At 43.8% G+C, this 17,340-nt stretch carries 13 protein-coding genes; 8 read left to right on the forward strand and 5 right to left on the reverse strand.

Going from position 1 to position 17,340, the window contains the following annotated elements; all coding sequences use genetic code 11:
* Position 1 precedes the first annotated feature (1 nt).
* A complete protein-coding gene (locus F6K46_RS01620; protein WP_366510734.1) occupies positions 2-1,639 on the reverse strand; it encodes an acetolactate synthase large subunit in 1,638 nt (545 codons plus the stop codon).
* A 151-nt stretch (positions 1,640-1,790) separates the two neighbouring features.
* On the opposite strand from F6K46_RS01620, the gene F6K46_RS01625 reads away from it, so the two are divergent.
* Positions 1,791-1,913, forward strand: a complete 123-nt coding sequence (locus tag F6K46_RS01625; protein ID WP_269087008.1) for a hypothetical protein — start codon at positions 1,791-1,793, stop codon at positions 1,911-1,913.
* A 547-nt stretch (positions 1,914-2,460) separates the two neighbouring features.
* Here the strand turns inward: F6K46_RS01625 and F6K46_RS01630 are convergent.
* Positions 2,461-3,828 carry an NAD-dependent succinate-semialdehyde dehydrogenase gene (locus F6K46_RS01630; RefSeq protein ID WP_293060504.1) on the reverse strand — a complete coding sequence of 456 codons (1,368 nt, stop codon included), beginning with the start codon at positions 3,826-3,828 and terminating at the stop codon, positions 2,461-2,463.
* Positions 3,829-4,371: 543 nt separating this feature from the next.
* On the opposite strand from F6K46_RS01630, the gene F6K46_RS01635 reads away from it, so the two are divergent.
* The 3 genes from F6K46_RS01635 (at position 4,372) to F6K46_RS01645 (ending at position 7,935) form a co-directional block, all read left to right on the forward strand.
* Positions 4,372-5,979, forward strand: coding sequence for an adenylate/guanylate cyclase domain-containing protein (locus tag F6K46_RS01635; RefSeq protein ID WP_293060506.1), 1,608 nt, complete (start codon positions 4,372-4,374; stop codon positions 5,977-5,979).
* Positions 5,980-6,313: 334 nt separating this feature from the next.
* Complete coding sequence (locus F6K46_RS01640; RefSeq protein ID WP_293052581.1) at positions 6,314-6,493, forward strand: hypothetical protein; 180 nt, start codon at positions 6,314-6,316, stop codon at positions 6,491-6,493.
* Between the two features lie 170 nt (positions 6,494-6,663).
* Positions 6,664-7,935, forward strand: a complete 1,272-nt coding sequence (locus tag F6K46_RS01645) for a serine/threonine-protein kinase (RefSeq protein WP_293052584.1) — start codon at positions 6,664-6,666, stop codon at positions 7,933-7,935.
* A 58-nt stretch (positions 7,936-7,993) separates the two neighbouring features.
* Here the strand turns inward: F6K46_RS01645 and F6K46_RS01650 are convergent, their stop codons facing one another.
* Complete coding sequence (locus F6K46_RS01650) at positions 7,994-8,899, reverse strand: DUF3365 domain-containing protein (RefSeq protein ID WP_293052587.1); 906 nt, start codon at positions 8,897-8,899, stop codon at positions 7,994-7,996.
* Between the two features lie 60 nt (positions 8,900-8,959).
* On the opposite strand from F6K46_RS01650, the gene F6K46_RS01655 reads away from it, so the two are divergent.
* The 3 genes from F6K46_RS01655 to hetR all read left to right on the forward strand — a co-directional run bounded on the left by F6K46_RS01655 (position 8,960) and on the right by hetR (position 11,841).
* Positions 8,960-9,823: a PhnD/SsuA/transferrin family substrate-binding protein gene (locus F6K46_RS01655; RefSeq protein WP_293052590.1), complete on the forward strand. Its 864-nt coding sequence runs from the start codon at positions 8,960-8,962 to the stop codon at positions 9,821-9,823.
* Positions 9,824-10,401: 578 nt separating this feature from the next.
* Positions 10,402-10,647 (forward strand): hypothetical protein, encoded by a 246-nt coding sequence (locus F6K46_RS01660; RefSeq protein ID WP_293018990.1) that lies wholly within the window; start codon positions 10,402-10,404, stop codon positions 10,645-10,647.
* 294 nt (positions 10,648-10,941) lie between these two features.
* Positions 10,942-11,841 (forward strand): heterocyst differentiation master regulator HetR, encoded by a 900-nt coding sequence (gene hetR / locus F6K46_RS01665; RefSeq protein ID WP_293052593.1) that lies wholly within the window; start codon positions 10,942-10,944, stop codon positions 11,839-11,841.
* Positions 11,842-12,033: 192 nt separating this feature from the next.
* On the opposite strand, the gene F6K46_RS01670 is transcribed toward hetR, so the two are convergent.
* Entirely contained in the window at positions 12,034-12,798 is a 765-nt protein-coding gene (locus F6K46_RS01670) for a TIGR00297 family protein (RefSeq protein WP_293052596.1), read from the reverse strand.
* 799 nt (positions 12,799-13,597) lie between these two features.
* Here F6K46_RS01670 and F6K46_RS01675 point away from each other — a divergent pair.
* Positions 13,598-14,029: a VOC family protein gene (locus F6K46_RS01675; protein WP_293052599.1), complete on the forward strand. Its 432-nt coding sequence runs from the start codon at positions 13,598-13,600 to the stop codon at positions 14,027-14,029.
* Positions 14,030-14,236: 207 nt separating this feature from the next.
* Here F6K46_RS01675 and F6K46_RS01680 read toward each other — a convergent pair.
* A partial coding sequence (locus F6K46_RS01680) for a Calx-beta domain-containing protein (protein WP_293052602.1) occupies positions 14,237-17,340 on the reverse strand: 3,104 nt, incomplete at its 5' end.

A 17,340-nucleotide genomic window follows, 5' to 3' on the forward strand; every position in this document is an offset into this window, starting at 1 on the left:
CTTAAATCTTGCAAGTTAAATCACCAGTCTTTTGACTAAAGCGCAGGTTTTCGCCATAATCCACCGGACAATCAATCACCGCAGGCACATCTTGAGCTAATGCTTCTTCTAGGATAGGAATCAACTCATCCACTGAATTGACACGATAGCCTTTTAGTCCCATACTTTCAGCAAATTTGACAAAATCTGGATTGCCAAAATTCACGAAAGCCGACTCACCAAAGTGATTTTGTTGCTTCCAATCAATCAAGCCATAGCCACCATCATTGAAAATCAGTGTCACAAAGGCAGTCCCTACTCTGAGTGCTGTTTCAAGTTCCTGGCAATTCATCATAAAGCCCCCATCACCAGTGACTGCCACGATATTCCGATCCGGATAAACCAGCTTAGCCGCTACTGCTCCTGGCAAAGCAATCCCCATCGCTGCGAAACCATTAGAAATGATACAGGTATTGGGACAATCACAATGGTAATGACGAGCAATCCACATCTTGTGAGCTCCTACATCAGAGATCACAATATCTTCTGGTTCCATGACTTGGCGTAGGTCATAGATCAGTTTTTGCGGCTTGATCGGAAAGCCTTCATCATTAGCATACTGTTCGTAGTCCTCTCGGATTTCCGACCGAAGTTCAGCAGCGGATGGTATCGGTTTACCTTCCCGGTCTCCCTGCTTCATAATTTCCTTGAGAGAGTCAGAAATATCCCCTACTACCTCCACTAAAGGAATGTAGCTTTTATCAATTTCTGCTGGACTGGCACCGATATGAATAATAGGAATCTTGCCCTCTGGATTCCACTTTTTCGGAGAATATTCAATCAAATCATATCCCACCGCAATCACCAAATCCGATTGCTCAAAAGCACAGGTGATGTGGTCTCGTTGTTGTAATCCCAAAGTCCACAAGGCCAGGGGATGAGTGTAAGGAATACACCCTTTACCCATGAAGCTATTGACCACTGGAATATTCATCCGGGTGGCAAATTCGGTTAAGGCTTCAGCAGCACCAGCACGAATTGTGCCATTACCCGCCAAGATTAGGGGATTTTTCGCCTTAGAAATTGCCACAGCTGCCTTACCCAAACTACGGAAAGACGCAAAGGTTTTTTCCCGACCATCTTTGCCTAGGGGTTGGCTATTGACTGACATAGCCGCAATGTTTTCTGGCAAATCTATGTGTACCGCTCCTGGTTTTTCGGTCTGAGCGATTTTAAAGGCTTTACGGACAATTTCTGCTGTCGTATCAGGGCGAACAATTTGCCGGTTCCACTTAGTCACTGGAGCAAACATTGCCACCAAATCCAAGTACTGGTGGGACTCAATATGCATCCGGTCCGTTCCCACCTGACCAGTGATTGCCACTAGGGGTGCTCCATCCAAATTGGCATCAGCAACCCCAGTCATTAAGTTAGTTGCCCCTGGACCAAGGGTAGACAGGCAAACTCCAGCCTTTCCTGTCAGCCGTCCGTAAACGTCTGCCATAAAGGCTGCTCCCTGTTCATGACGAGTGGTAATAAATTTAATTGAAGAATGTCTGAGAGCTTCTAGAACATGGAGATTTTCTTCTCCAGGTAGTCCAAAAACGTACTCGACTCCTTCGTTTTCTAAGCAATGTACCAATAGTTCAGCGGTATTCATGTCACCCATATCTAATCATCCCTGGTATATAGGTTTTTGGTATCAAAATAATCTTTGATTGTAAAAAATAATTTTTAGATTTATTTTGAGATTCCTTTTTAGCTTTTTCTATTAGCTTTCGTCCATATTTGTTATTATTTCATGACAAGCGATGCAGCGCGGTCTTGGGGGTTTCCCCCATGAGCGACTGCATCAAGACAAAGATTTAGCATTTGATATCCGGTGTATGCCAATTTATCAGAAGTTAAGTGGGGTTGGGGCAATGTTAAAGTAGCTTTTGATAAGCTTTTGATAACCATGAAAGAAGCAGAGTACTGAGTTGTATGGCAATTCTGGCTTCTATCTGGGTAACTTTAATAAAAGTTAACAGTAAAAAGTTGATATAAAAAAGTTAAAAATGTTACATAAAAACTTTTTATTTTCCCCTTCACCAGCACCACAGGGATAGAGACGGATACACAGATAGCTTCACCAACAAGGTTAATTTTAAGAATAGTTCTGAGTCCTGATTCCTGATTCCTGAGTCGGAGAATCCGTCAGTAGTAACTGTCACTGTTCAGGATTTAAATAGAATTGCTATAGGCTAATGGTTGTAAGCATTCAGCAGTCAGCCGTCAGCTGTCAGCTTATTTTATTCAAAAGTACCTCAACTAGTGTGGCACAGGCTTCGACGCTGGGACTTGACCCATAAGCACGGCTGATAGCACCTCAAGTAGCGTGCGCGTAGCGCATAGGCTGATAGCTGATAGCTGATAGCACCTCAAGCAGCGTGCGCATAGCGCATATGCTTACTAATGGTTTTAGCCTAATACCTAGAATTTTTACTTCACCCAAACAGTTTTGATGTTTACGAACTCATGTATCCCTTGAATGCTTAGTTCTCGCCCATACCCAGAACGTTTGATCCCACCGAAGGGTAAACGGGGGTCGGATTTGACTAAGCCATTGATAAACACTGCTCCAGCTTCAAGTTCATCAATCAGCCTGGGGATTTGCTCCTCATTGGTGGTCCAGGCACTGGCTCCTAATCCAAATACTGTGGAATTGGCCAGCTTAATAGCAGCATCAATATCCGGAACTCTAAACAATAGAGCAACAGGGCCAAAAAATTCTTCGTTATCGGCTGGAGTGCCTGGTGGGAAGTCAGTTAGAATTGTGGGGGGGTAGAAGTTACCAGCGCGATCGCTTAAAGGATGGCCACCGGTAAGAACCTTTGCCCCTTGTTCAATGCAGGCTTGTACCTGTTGGTCTAAATCTCTAAGAATACCAGGGGTTGCCAACGGGCCAATATCCGTATCTTCCGCCATGGGATCTCCCACTTTCAGGGCTTGGAATTTTTCCAGTAGGCGTTGCTGAAATTCATCGGCTACTGCGTCCACCACAATAAACCGTTTCGCTGCAATACACGATTGACCGTTATTGAGCATCCTAGCAGTCACACCCGTAGTAGCTGCTGCTTCTAAATCGGCACTTTCTAGGACAATAAACGGGTCACTTCCCCCTAGTTCCAGGACAGTTTTCTTGATTTGTGTCCCAGCCGCAGCGGCTAAAGCGGCTCCTGCTAGCTCACTACCAGTTAGGGTGGCAGCTTTGACCCGTGGATCCTGAATTACTGCCTCTACTTGGTCAGCACCAATCAGTAAGGTCTGAAACACCCCTTCCGGAAATCCTGCTTCAGCAAAGATTTGCTCAATGGCTAAGGCGCATTGAGGCACATTAGAGGCATGTTTGAGCAACCCCACATTTCCCGCCATCAATGCTGGAGCAGCAAAACGGAAGACTTGCCAAAATGGAAAATTCCAGGGCATGACTGCTAGAATTACTCCTAGAGGTTGGTAGCGCACAAAGCTTTGGGTGGCATCGGTAGAGGCTGGGACATCTGCCAAGAATTCAGCTGCGTGTTCAGCGTAGTACCGACAAACCAAAGCACATTTTTGCGCTTCTGCGATCGCACTTTTGAGGGGTTTTCCCATCTCCGTGGTCATCAGCTGGCCGAATTTTAATCGATCCCGCTCTACAATCTCCGCCGCTGCGTTTAGCCACTCTGCTCTTTGCTCCATTGATGTTTGGCAGTATTGCTCAAACGCCTCTTGGGCAACTGTTAGCTTGGTCGCAATCGACGACGGACTCTCTGGCTCAAAGGTTTTGATGGTTTCCCCGGTTGCTGGGTTAACTGTAGCGATCCCCATGGCTTCCTCCTCCCCCCAATGGGGATAGTACTTCCAATTCTTTGATTATAACTAAGTATTTTCACTATGACTTATTTTGGCCAAAATGGCTTAATAGTTTGATACACTTTTAAAAAGCGTCAACCCATTGCCGAGGGAAACTACCAGTCTTGCAAGTGTTAACCTAATATCAAGTTTTATCCTACTACCACGAAATTTATCTCACCAGTTTTTAAAACAGTTATCAACCCAATTCTAGGGATTAGAGGTTAGGGCTTAGGGATTCGGCATTAGCTACAATACAAGCATTTGACAGCCTCACTGCTTGACACGGAGCTAGGAAACTAGGTCAGACTCGAAAATCTAGGTATTAGCTGATAGGTATTAGGTATTAGTTACAACAGGGGCATTTGATAACCTCCTTGCGAGCATAGGCTTGTCATAACCCCCTTAGCCATTCAACCTAGAGCCATTCAACCATTAACCTAGACCCTTAAATTAGTAGTTTGATAATTTAGTCGATTATACTTGTCTGAGATAAGAACTAATGACGAGAGCTAAATTGTGCCTTATTTAATTGCTAAATCAGAGCCGAATAACCAAGAAAGTTATAAATTGAGCAGTGGATCCAATACCATAGGACGGGAAATAAATAATAGTATTACCGTAATTCATAAAAGTCTTTCCCGTCATCATGCTCAGGTTACAATCACGAATGATCGGGTTATCCTAAAAGACTTAGGTAGCCTAAATCACACGTTTGTTAATGACGCCAAAATTGACCAGTGTGAACTCAAAGACGGAGACTTAATACGTCTGGGCAGTGTAATCTTTGAATTTGTGAGTGATGATGACAGAATAACCCCAAATATTCTCAAGGATAATGATTCAAACTTTTCGATTGTCAGCCGGTTATCCCCAGAACAAACCCGTGTCGAAATTCAGGAATTACTGCACCATGACAGTTTAGCTTATCAAGGCTCAGCCCTGAAGCTGCGAGAGCAAGAGACAGGTCAACGCTCAGTAGACAAGTTAAAAATCTTATTGGAGGTGAGTAAGCAACTTTCCTCTCCCGATGAGCCGGATCACTTGTTGAGAAAAATTCTTGACCTGCTGTTCGAGATTATGAATGTAGACCGGGCAATCATCCTCATGGTTAATCAAGAAACGGGAATGCTAGAGGAAAAAGCTGTCAACTCCCGAACAGGCATACCCACCCATGAGCGATTTTATAGCAAACGAATCACCAATTTCGTACACCAGAAGGGGGATGGGGTTTTAATTGCTGATGCTGCCATTGACCAACGATTCAGCAATTCCCAGTCAGTACTCCAGCAAGAAATCCATGCCTCCATGTGCGTACCCCTAAAACCCAGAGAGGAAGTGATTGGGGTCTTGTATGCGGATAATCTCTCTAGAGCCAATATTTATTCTCAAGAAGACTTGGAATTTTTGACGGCTCTGGCTAACCAAGCTGCGATCGCAATTGACAATGCTCAACTTTACCATAAGATGCAGGAAGAAGCAGTAATGCGGAGTAAATTTGAGCTTTTCTTTCCGGAAGCTGTGAGTAAAAAGCTCAAGGAAGAAGGCCACTTAGAAATTATAGATACCGAAGTAACCGCCCTGTTTGCCGACATCAGTAAATTTACCGAAATGTCCTCTCGGATGAAGCCACGCCAAGTGATTGAGATGCTCAATGAGTACTTCCAGGTGATGGTAGAGGATATTGTGTTTGAATACGAAGGCACTTTAGAAAAATATATTGGGGATGCCTTACTGGCTGTGTGGGGAGCCCCCTATTGCCAACCAGACGATGCTGACCGAGCCGTTCAAGCTGCGATCGCAATGCAACGAGCAGTTATTCACCTAAATCAGGATTGGTTCAAGCGGCGCAATTTAGAGATTCAAATCCACATTGGACTCAATACTGGGAAAGTAGCAGCAGGTAATATCGGTTCACAGAAGCTGATTCAATACGCTACTATCGGTGACACTACCAATGTTACTAGCCGCATCTGTAGTGCCGCTCAGGAGGGAGAGATTCTAATTTCCCAAAGCACCTTAGACAAGCTGAGGAATAAAACTCTACCGTTGGAAAAAATGTCCCCGGTTAAGGTTAAAGGTAAAGACCAGCCCCTCCAACTGTATCGCCTACGGTGGGATACTTAATTCCGGGGAAGCTATAAAAGTTAAAGGTTACAGGTTGAAGGTTACAGGTTACAGGTTACAGGTTACAGGTTGAAGGTTACAGGTTGAAGGTTACAGGTTGAAGGTTGCAGGTTGAAGGTTGCAGGTTGAAGGTTGCAGGTTGAAAATTGCAGGTTGAAGGTTACAGGTTGAAGGTTACAGGTTGAAGGTTACAGGTTAAAGGTTACAGGTTGAAGGTTACAGGTTGAAGGTTACAGGTTACAGGTTACAGGTTGAAGGTTACAGGTTGAAGGTTACAGGTTACAGGTTACAGGTTGAAGGTTACAGGTTGAAGGTTACAGGTTGAAGGTTACAGGTGATTAAACCTTCAACCAAACAACCTTCAACCAAACAACCTTCAACCAAACAACCTTCAACCAAACAACCTTCAACCTTCAACCTTCAACCAAACAACCTTCAACCAAACAACCTTCAACCAAACCACCAAACCACCATCTGGTCAAGTTGGAAACCCAAAATCCAAATAGCCCTTTAAAATATCATGTGTATAACTTGTTGTGTCATGGTTGGTGCATAAATTGGCACGGCTCAGCCGATAAGTAAATATAGATACCTAGCCAAAATTGACTGTTGCTAGAACTCTATTGACTAGATGCCTAAGTGCTTTACCTGCTCCTACCTTGCTCCTGTACCAGCGTGCTTCAGATGAGTCTGTGCATTAATCCCAACTGCTCAAATCCCCGCAACCCTGACAGTGAACTATTCTGTCAGAGTTGTGATTCTGAGTTGTTGCTGGAAGGGCGCTATCGAGTGATAAGTCAACTGGGAAGTGGTGGTTTTGGCAAAACCTATGAAATTGTTGATCGTCAAGGCAACCCTAGAGTTCTGAAAGTTCTGATTAAAAATAGTCCCAAGTATATTGAACTATTCCAAAGAGAAGCCGAAGTCCTTGCCCGACTAGAGAATAGTGGCATTCCCAAAGTAGAACCTGATGCCTACTTCACAGTCTACCCCAGAGATAGCGACGAGCCAGTTCATTGTCTGGTGATGGAAAAAATTGAAGGATTGAATCTAAAGCAATACATCCAAAAGCGGGGTGCTCCCATTGACCAAAAAATTGCCATTCGGTGGCTGATCCAGCTAGCTACCATCTTACAGGCAGTACACAGTCATCACTTTTTCCATCGGGATATCAAGCCCTCTAACATTATGCTCAGGACAGATGGACAACTGGTGTTAATTGACTTTGGCACTGCCCGGGAAATCACCGGTACCTTTGTGGCCAAAAAAGCCACTAGCATGGTAACAGGGGTAGTTTCCGCAGGGTATACCCCATTAGAGCAGCTTAACGGTCAGGCAGTCCCCCAATCAGACTTTTTTGCTTTGGGGCGCACCTTTGTTTATCTACTCACTGGTCAAGACCCGAGTCAATTTTATGAAACCTATACTGATCACTTAAGCTGGCGTGACACTGTTCCCAATATTGTGCCACAACTGGCAGATTTCCTCGACTATCTGATGGCTCGTTTACCTAATCAGCGTCCCCAAACTGCTAAAGAAATTTATCAGCAATTAGTGGATATTAACAATTCGTTGTATCCCACCAAGATACCTTTCCACCCCAAAACTAGCCAAGCCTCCAAAGAAACAAAAAGCCATCAGTCAAGAATCAGTAATGGTTCTTCTCCAAGACGGCCAGCCAGTACAACTCAACCCTGGGTTAGTACTACACCACTGCCAATTTCTTCTGCCCCTAATCGGAATAGTAATTTACTAGACCCCAATTTTGTAGCTCTTTGCCAACAGGAACTCGCTGAGTTAATTGGTCCGATGGCTACCATTGTCTGCCAGCGTACTCTTATTCAGAATCCTAACTCTTCCGCCCAAGAATTTGTAAAAGCTTTATCTCAACAAATTCCCAATCAAAAATATGCCCAAGACTTTAAACGGCGTTTACTGTCATCAGGTCATTTATAAGTAATCATTAGTAATCCTTCAGCCATCAACGGAGCAATAAATTACTAATTTTAGATGACTAATAATTAGTTTCTGAATTCAGCATATTCATCGCCATTTCTAAACTAACTTTCATCCGATTCAGAGATTTAGCTAGTATACCGATTTCGTCCTCTGAATCATGGTCAAATTCTCCAGCCATATTGCCAGTACTAACTTCCTTAGCTAATTGAGCCATCTGCTTAAGAGGTGTGGTCACCGATACCTTGAGGAAACCATTAATCAGCAAGATGCCTACCAGGAAAAAAACACTAATAATCCCAATCACCAATCGCTGTAACTGCTTAGCAGAATTAAAGATTTTAAACGCTGGAACTGATACAATTTTGGCACCAACAATTTCATTGAGCTTCCAACCAAAACCATGGTCATCACCATAGCTAGCAATTTGGCTAGCAGGGGCAGCTTCAGGAGTACTATGGCATCGTAAACAGCTTTTTTCAGAAATGGCCAGAGGACGGGCAACATAAAAAATTCTTCCACTAGGAAGAGAGCGAAAACCGGTTGTTTCTGTTAGCTCTGGCTGCTGTCGAAAACTCTCCACAATTTTGGTCTCGAAACTATCAGCTTTATCTCTGAGATTAGTTGGATTTAGCGTCGCTTCTTTATAGAAAAAATCACCATATTTATCACGTTTACGTAAATTTTCAAAAACTTCCCGAGCTGAATAAGCAGGTACTGTTTGAGGTAAAAATTGGTCTTCATTTTCCAGTCGATCAGCTAATTCTGGATTCACTTGATTATTGGTATACTCCCGCACCGAACCCATGGTTTCGATCAGAATTAGGGCTTGGTCAGTTACGACTTTTTCCGCATAGCCTTTTAAAAGTTGAGACAAAACTAAGCCACCAGTCAGTACAAGTCCTATAAAAATGAATACCAGTAGTAAGTTGAGCTTGATTCCTAAATTAAGTTTTTTTAACATTAGCCATCTCCCATAGTATCATGAGTGCCACAGCTGTTTTAGTTTTTAAGGTAATAAATTATGTTTTCCCGCCGTCTATTCTGCTTGAATCTTATATTTATTTTGACAGCTTGTAACTCACCCGATACCCCTATGCTAGGGAAATTAAGTATTGGGATCGTAAGTTACGGGGAAAGCGATCGCTTTATAGAGCAATACTCAAAGCTAATCGAATATCTTGGTGCTCGACTTAAGATGATTATAGAATTAGAACCGATTTACAACGAGCGCAGAGCAATAACTTTGATTAACCAGAGCAAGTTGTCTATCGTGTTTGCTCCTCCTGGTTTAGCAGCCATCGCCATTGCTGAGGCACAGTACATACCAGTGCTACCTCTCGAAGGAGTGACAAAGTCACGCTCAGTCATCGTAGTAAAACTCGACAGCCCAATCCAAGACTTGACTGAACTAGTGGGTAAAGTCATTGCTTTAGGTCAACCTGGTTCTGCCACAGGATATTATCTGCCAATCTACAATCTCTATGGTCTGACCCTAGCAGAAGTGCGTTTTGCCCCCACACCAAAACAAGTCTTAGAGTGGATTGCCTCTGAGGAGGTAGTCGCTGGAGCGTTGTCTTTAGAAGAGTTGGAACGCTACCGCCTAGGCTTTAGTCAGACTAGGTTCCGGATTTTATATATAGATTCTCATAAAATTCCCAGTGGTTCTATCCTGATCGGACCAACAGTCGAGAGAAATCTACAACAGGAGATCCACAAGGCACTAGAATCTGCCTCCAGCAGCATGGCAGCATCAGTAGGATACATCCCCAATGCTAAAGCACCTGATTATGATTACTTAATTGATGTGGTTCAGAAGGTAAGACCGATTGCCGAACGGATTCAAGAAAAACCTGCTCCTTTATACAGCCTTCCATTTGAGTTGTAAAACTTCCAAACAAGGTGAGAGACCGGCAGTAGCAGAAGAGAATCGAATAGATCACCATTGGGAATTTTTAACAAACAATTTAGGATTGCTACATAAGCGGTTGGCAATGTGAATAGTGGCTAGGTAATCGCCTTTGCCTACTTAGCAAGTTTGCAGTTATTTAAAGACCTATAATCAGCAGGATTACCTATCTTTATTTTTAGGAAAGGTAATTGCCATCATAATTCGCTCAATAAGATTCATGGCGGGAAATAAATAACTTATTAAGATTAGAATAATCTTTATATGATAAGGATTACATTGGGTGCATATCAATATGCAATTAGGCAAAAATTCTAATAAAATCTCCATAATTCCCACAATACCCGCGCCCCCGCCCCACAATACCCGCGCCCCCGCCTTAGATTCGCTAGCTTGACATAATTTATTCAACTATATTTTTTTTGAATAAAGAATTTAACTATAAATTTAAAATATCGGTCTTTTTTTAAAGTTCGCTTATAGTTTATATTTTTTCCTGAACCATTACCGAGCAATATGTATCAGTAATTAGAGGAACATTGATACGGATATCGGTTATGCGAATTTACACTCCTATTGCTTTAATTACTGTTTTAACCATCTGGTTTGGGGTTAATTTACCGATGATTGCCCATGGCTCAAATGCACCACTAAACTATAGTAATGATTGTCCCAGTTTAGTAGAGCAAACAGGACAAATTTTTTCTTATGGAAGAAAAGAAAACCACAAATTTGTCTCATCACCAGTAATTCCAACTACCCTGATCGCCCATCGTGGTAGCGGACGTCTGTCTCTTGTGTGAGAGTCAACTGACTGGATTCAGTTTGAGGGCATATCTGGCTGCATTTCAATCCCACTGTTGGGTACGAGTAGCGGGCTACAGTGGGAAAGTGCTAATTCAATATAGTTTACTTGTAGTTGACTTATTTTATATAATATATTGGAAAAGACATGATTAGGGTGCCTCTTAATTCGTCAATTTTCTGCCAAGCAACCTCAGCTCGCTTTCTTCGATGACAGTGAGATTGTTCTAGTGTGGAAAAATGAAACTAAATAAGCTTGATAACCAACGGAAGTAGATGTGATTGCCCCTAAGATGATCAACCAATCCGATCTGATCAAAACCCTAAGCCCCAGTGCAATGGATCAGATCATGCTATACCTGGCTTTCAGCGCCCTGCGGACGAGTGGACACCGACATGGGGCGTTTTTAGATGCAGCAGCAACCGCTGCCAAATGTGCCATTTACATGACCTATCTGGAGCAAGATGGCAATATCCGCATGACTGGGCATTTGCATCACATTGAGCCAAAGCGGGTAAAGGTCATTGTTGAGGAAGTTCGACAAGCGTTAACAGAAGGGAAACTGCTCAAGATGCTGGGGTCTCAGGAACCTCGCTATCTGATTCAGTTTCCCTATGTCTGGATGGAACACTATCCCTGGCAACCAGGGCAATCTCGTATCAATGGCACCAGCCTTGACCTGGAAGAAAAGCGCAATCTTGAGATCAAGCTGCCAGATCACCTGCCGGATGCCCAGATCATTAATTCCTTACAATTCTTTGAATTAATAGAATTTCTCCACCGGAGATCCCAAGAAGACTTACCACCAAAGCGACGTCTGCCCTTGAGTGAAGCTCTAGCTGAACACATCAAGCGTCGCTTAACCTATTCAGGAACTGTCACCAGAATCGATCACACCGGTGGCTTACCCTACTACGCTCTAACCAGTTCATATTACTCACCAGTAGATGACAAAGCCCGCACCTACACCATGATTGACGAAACAGCGCGATACTTCCGGTTAATGAGAAACTGGGCAGAGCGTCAGCCGCAAGTCATGCGAGGGTTGGAGGAACTAGATATCCCGCCAGAGAAAATCAATCAGGCCATGGAAGAGTTAGATGAAATTATCCGCCAGTGGGCAGATAGGTATCACCGGGAAGGTGGTGAACCAATGGTTCTACAGATGGTCTTTGGACCACTATCTGAATAAATTATAAAGTATGAATTATGAAGCTATGAAGTGGAAACTTGGAAGTAGGAAGTCTCACCCTATCTCAATTTATTAAATCTATTAGTTGCTTGAGCTTGTTGTATGTTTTCATCCTTAATGTTTCAGACTGAACACTTAACACTTCATGCTTCGCAATTAACACTTCATACTTCATGCTTCATGCTTCATGCTTCATACCTGGCTGATCCACTGCCATGCTAGAGCTAACAGCACAACAGCGATCGCACCAATCATCGTATTAATAATATTCACGACTTCATTGGTCAGCCATTCTAATTTAGATTGTAGTGTCGCACCAATTACACTCTCCAGATTGGTGGCGATGAAGGCAGCAATAACACAGAAAAATACTCCTGTCAAGTTAACCAAACCAACGCCCCAACCCACAAATGCGATCGCAGCTGATGCAATTACTCCAGCTAGGGTTCCCTCCAGACTTACAGCTCCTTCTGTTCCCCGAGCTACTGGCTGTAAAGTAGTAATCAGGAAAGTCCGTTTGCCGTAAGCCTTACCCACCTCACTGGCAGTGGTATCGGACAGCTTAGTAGCAAAACTAGCGACATAACCTAGTAACAATAACTGCTGATAAGGAGCATCAAGTAGTAGTGTACCCAAGGCACAAATCGCTCCAGTCAGTGCTGAACCCCAAACATTCTCTGGTCCCCTAGCACCGGAACGCTTTTCCGCAATTCCTGCCGCTTCCTTTTGCGCCATGCCAATGCGGGTGACACCAGACCCTACCAAAAAGTAAAATCCGACTACTGTGTAACCCGGCCAGTTCAGAGTACCCCAAATCAGTACCCCTAATATCCAAGCGTGGACGATCCCAGCAGGGGTGAGTAACTTTTTGGGAGCAATCCATACCATGGCGAGGAAAACTGTGTTTACTCCAACAGCAACTAGCCAAGGATTTAAAGAAAGACTATCATAAAGCATAGCAAAATAGTTATATGGGTAATTGGTAATTGATAATTTCTCTATCAATTATCAAATTTGTGAGGTACAATACTGGGTGTTAGGGAGTAGGGATTAGCAATTTATAAAGCTGTTAGGTAGGTAGTGCTAAACAAACATGTGTACCTCATCATTATGAGAATTGATAGAAGTGGTAAGTGGTAATTGGTAAGTGGTAATTGGTAATTGTGATTGTTTCTGACCCATTACCCCACTACTCATTGCCTATTCCCCATTCCCCATTATCCAAAAAACCAATCACAAAGCACACTACTGAAGCAACCGGATACCAGATTACCTCAGATTATCCTTAAATAAAGGGCTCTATCGAACTTGCTATGTAAAACTTTTAAAAAATAATTAGTCTAATCCTTATGGGGTAAGAGTTTTAGTTTTTGATAGAATGATTTTTTATAAATAGACTTCCCAATCAGATTTAGTGGTAAATAAGCGCGTTTTTATGCATACTAGGTTCGGTAGAGCCAAATAAAGTTGAATTTATTTAAAACCTTGGCCAAAAGGCCATGCGTTCGCTGAAAGCGGGACTCTGGCCTACGGCCTCCGCTACGCGAACGTCCATGGCGTTCAACCTACCCTAAAAGAGATTCCTGGGCAAAAAAACCCTTCAACAGTCAAAACCTTCAACAGTCAAAACCTCCAACAGTCAAAACCTTCAACAGTCAAAACCTTCAACCTTCAACCTTCAAAACCTTCAAAACCTTAAACCTTCAACCTTGGCCAAAAGGCCACGCAATCGCGTTCAACCTTCAAAGCAAAACTTATGAAACCAGTCCTATTTCATCTCGCATTTCCCGTTACCGACATTGAGCAAACTAAAGTTTACTACGGTGATGGACTTGGTTGCGCAATCGGTAGAGAATCGCGCCATGCGGTGATTCTGAATTTATACGGTCATCAACTCGTAGCTCACCTAACCAAAGAACCTCTGACACCTCAGCGGGGTATTTATCCTAGACATTTCGGGTTAGTTTTTACATCCCTGGGTGATTGGGAAGCCTTACTGTCGAGTGCTCAACAAAAACAATTACCCTTTTACGAGCAACCCAAGACCCGCTTTCCTGGTCAACTGACAGAGCATCGCACCTTCTTCCTCCAAGATCCATTTTATAACTTAATGGAGTTTAAGTTTTACTCTGATAGTTCAGCAATTTTTGGTGGACGTGAGTTGGCAGAAATTGGCGATCGCGTTTAATCCAAATCCTTTTCAGCAATTCTAAAACGGGAAACACACCCAAGAAGGCTTGATCAACAGGAAGGTTGAGAAACATAGAAAAACCCCTTACTGAAGTAAGGGGTTTTTTCGGCTCAGCTCACTGGAACTACTGATACCAATTCCGCTGTTTCAGGGTGGTAGTTCTGATGTTTAATCAGCTCAGGTTATGACCCTGTGCAGTATACCTTAGATAAGCGTAGGGTTGAAACCAGCCTCGGGTGGCTGGTCGATGAGCATTGCATTGGTCAATTCAGGGCCATCCAACTCCCAAACAGCAATAGTATTATTGTTGTTCCAGACGATATCATACTGGCCGTCCTGATTTACGTCTGCAACACCCTGAATGGTCCATTCATCTGAAGGTAGTATTGATAAGGGCTGACCATCCCGTGTAATGATATTACCTTGGACTAGTTCCTTATTAGACATCTGCCATGTGGCAATGTATCCATTATCCGAGTTGTACCACAGAATCTGCTCTTGGCCATCGCCACTGAAGTCCGCCACACCTTCGATTTGCCATCCAGTTGATGATGGTGCTAGTACAAGCTGATCGTCTCGTGTGACAGATGCAGCATCCACTAGTTCGTTGCCATCTATCTCCCATATGCCAACCTCTCCAGTATTCTGCTCGCGCCAGAGAATCTGATGTTGATCTCCACCACTGAAGTTCCCTGAACCCTCGATTTGCCATCCACTGTCTTCGGTTATCAGTAAAGGCTGACCATTCCGTTCAATGATCCCCTGATTCACCAGTGTCTCACCATCTATTGTCAAGATAGCAAGCTCTCCAGTATCTGGCTTGTAGGCGAGAATATCATCTTTGAGATCACCGTTAAAGTCAGCAAACTCCGTTAGTTCCCATTCCAGGAGGTTGACCTCACCGGCATCAAGCACCATCTCCTTGATCTCTTCACCTTGCCCTTGCCAGTATTGAATGGCTCCGGTTACTTTGTTAAACCAGAATACATCATCGTTTTCACCGTCGCCATCAAAGTCTCCAGTACCTTGGATTTCGAAATTGAGATCGGTTTCCGCAGGAAGGGTAACTGTATTTACTTGCTGAGTATCATCTATTTTCCACAGGATATTATCTCCTGTCAGTGGATTACGCCAGACAAACCTGGTACTATTGTCAGGAACTGACGAGATGTCATCAGCAATGGTAATCTGAGCAAAAGTTTTGCCAACTAAGTTATAATCTTCGCTGGTGTTTAAGACCAAGTTAACCGTTTCATCACCTTCGTCGATTCGGGAATCGATTTCTGGAGTGATTTTCAACTCGACGGAGGACTCACCAGCGGCAATAGTGACTGATCCATTCAGGGTTTCACTGTAGTCATCTGCGGTAGCAGTGCTACCAAAGGTCATGTAACTGACAGTGAGTTCTTCAGTAGTGTCCCCGGAACGAGTGATGGTGATGCTGCCTGGGTCTTGGTCTTTTTCCGCTGCCTCAAGGTCGCTAGCACTGATCGTGACAATCGGGATGTCATTATCAAAAATACTGGCAGTGACTAACCCAACATCCCCCAGGGGATAGTTCACAGTGTCCTCGGATTTGGTAATCTCGTGGCTGATGGTACTTTCGTGATCCCCTTCAACCTCTTGATCATCCAGCCCTCGCACTGTGATAGTTTGAACTTTTGCCTCATTGAAGGTAAGCACTTGCTCTGAAGCAAAGGTAGTTCCATCTAAACTGATTTCAGTTTGATCATCAGCTTTGATAGTAATTTCTACTTCACCGGTGGGAGTCTTAGTTAACGCAACAGTGTAGATACCAGTACCACCCTCAAATAGTATCGGGCTCTCACTGATAATAATCTCTGGGGTTGTGGTAACACTCTCATTATCAGTAATAGTAATCTCGGTGGATGGGATATTGAGAGTATCAGGATATTTGACCTCATCCCCGGTGTTGGTAATGGTATAACTGATCGTGGTATTATGGTCACCTTCGAGGAAATTGTCATCCACCGCCATTACCGTAATGGTTTTGGGGGTGAGATCGCTCAGGCTCACCATCACTTCGTTCTCGAAGCTCTGCCCATCGAGACTGATTTCACTGTCCTCATCCGCCATAATCTTGATTTCTACTGGTCCGGCTGGAACAGTGTCAAGAGCAATGGTATAAGTGCCAGGCTCTCCCCCTTCCGTGAGACCAGAAATCTCGCTGATCAGAACTTGACCAACATCATCTGCATCATTATCAGTAATCTGGATCTCGGTGGATGGGATATCGAGATCCAATGGATATGTCTCGGAATCCTCAGTGTTGGTAATCTCGTAGCTGATTGTGCTGCTGTGGTCACCTTCGACAAGGGTATCATCCGCCGCCTTGACCTTAATGGTTTGTTGGCTGGTATTGGTGAGACTGACCATCAGTTCAGTCTCGAAGGTCTCCCCATCGAGACTGATTTCACTGTCATCATCGGCAGTAATCTTGATCTCTACTGCCCCGGCTGGAACAGTGTCGAGATTAATGGTAAACTCTGCAAGCTCTCCCTCTTCCACAGGAGCGGAAATCTCGCTAATCTCAACTTTACCAGGGGTGACTGGGTCATTATCAGTAATGGTGATCTCGGTGGATGGGATCTCGAGAGTCAATGGATATGTCTCGGAATCCTCGGTGTTAGTAATCTCGTAGCTGATGGTGCTGGTCTGCTCACCTTCGGGTAAATCGTCATCCACTGCCTTGACCTTAATGGTTTCCTGGCTAGTATTGATGAGACTGACCACCACTTGGTTTGAGAAGCTCTCTCCATCGACACTGATTTCACTGTTGTCATCAGCTTTGATAGTGATTTCGACTGCCCCAGCTGGAACAGTGTCGAGATTAATGGTAAACTCTGCAAGCTCTCCCTCTTCCACAGGAGCGGAAATCTCGCTAATCTCAACTTTACCAGGAACAACTGCGTCATTATCAGTAATGGTGATCTCGGTGGATGGGATCTCGAGAGTCAATGGATATGTCTCGGAATCCTCGGTGTTAGTAATCTCGTAGCTGATGGTGCTGGTCTGCTCACCTTCCGGTAAATCGTCATCCACTGCCTTGACCTTAATGGTTTCCTGGCTAGTATTGGTGAGACTGACCACCACTTGGTTTGAGAAGCTCTCTCCATCGAGACTGATTTCACTGTTGTCATCAGCTTTGATAGTGATTTCGACTGCCCCGGCTGGAACAGTGTCAAGATTAATAGTAAACTCTGCAAGCTCTCCCTCTTCCACAGGAGCGGAAATCTCGCTAATCTCGACTTGACCAGCAGCATCTGCGTCATTATCAGTAATCTGGA

This window comes from Moorena sp. SIO3E8, from assembly GCF_010692445.1.
Lineage (GTDB): Bacteria > Cyanobacteriota > Cyanobacteriia > Cyanobacteriales > Coleofasciculaceae > Moorena > Moorena bouillonii.